1 protein-coding gene is annotated in these 1,212 nt (G+C 61.5%); it reads right to left on the bottom strand.

Features of this window, described 5'->3' with window-relative positions; translation table 11 throughout:
- Positions 1-1,212, bottom strand: a 1,212-nt coding sequence (locus LQV45_RS33910) for a translation factor GTPase family protein (protein ID WP_230012224.1), incomplete at both ends; no start/stop codon positions are given.

Here is a 1,212-nt window from a genome sequence, read left to right as displayed (position 1 = left end):
TCTTGTGCGTGTAGTCGTGACGCTCTACAGCACGCTTGATGGTTTCGCGGTAAGCAACCTGCGGCTTGCCAACATTTGCCTCGACCTTGAATTCGCGGCGCATGCGGTCCACCAGGATGTCCAGGTGGAGCTCGCCCATGCCGGCGATGATGGTCTGGCCGGTGTCCTCGTTGAGGGAGACCTGGAAGGTCGGGTCCTCAGCGGAGAGCTTCTGGATGGCCGTGGAGAGCTTCTCCTGGTCACCCTTCGTGTTCGGCTCGATCGCAACCGAGATCACGGGCTCCGGGAAGCTCATGGACTCGAGCACAATCTGGTTGGCCGGATCGCACAGGGTGTCGCCCGTGGTGGTGTCCTTGAGGCCGATCGCTGCGTAGATGTGGCCGGCGGTAGCGCCCTCGACGGGCATTTCCTTGTTGGCGTGCATCTGGAACAGCTTGCCGATGCGCTCCTTCTTGCCCTTGGTGGAGTTGACCACCTGCGAGCCTGCTTCCACGTGACCGGAGTACACGCGGACGAAGGTCAGCTGGCCGAAGAAGGGGTGCGCGGCGATCTTGAACGCCAGTGCGGAGAAGGGCTCTTCAGAGGAGGGCTTACGGGTAAGCTCCTTCTCTTCGTCGCGGGGATCGTGACCGATCATCGGCGGGACGTCGAGCGGGTTCGGCAGGTAGTCCACCACAGCGTCGAGCATGGGCTGAACGCCGCGGTTCTTGAATGCAGAACCACAGAAGACCGGGTAGATCTCAGAGTTGATCGTCATCTTGCGGATGCCGGCCTTGAGCTCATCGATGCTGATCTCTTCGCCCTCAAGGTACTTCTCCATGAGTTCCTCGGAGGACTCAGCAACGGTCTCAATGAGCGTTGCGCGGTACTCTTCGGCCTTCGCCTGGAGGTCAGCCGGGATCTCGCGGATCTCGTACTTGGCACCCATGGTGACGTCACCCTTGGCGTCGCCGGGCCAGACCAGCGAACGCATGTAAAGGAGGTCGACGACGCCGATGAAGTCGTTCTCGGCGCCGATCGGCAGCTGCATGACGAGCGGCTTGGCACCGAGGCGGCTGATGATGGTGTCGACGGTGAAGTAGAAGTCAGCGCCGAGCTTGTCCATCTTGTTGACGAAGCAGATGCGCGGAACGTTGTACTTGTCAGCCTGGCGCCAAACAGTCTCGGACTGCGGCTCCACGCCTTCCTTGCCGTCGAACACGGCGACTGCGC

It is taken from the genome of Microbacterium sp. Bi128, from assembly GCF_918698205.1.
The sequence above is the reverse complement of the archived record's forward strand: the minus strand, read 5'-3'. Positions and strand labels throughout refer to the sequence as shown.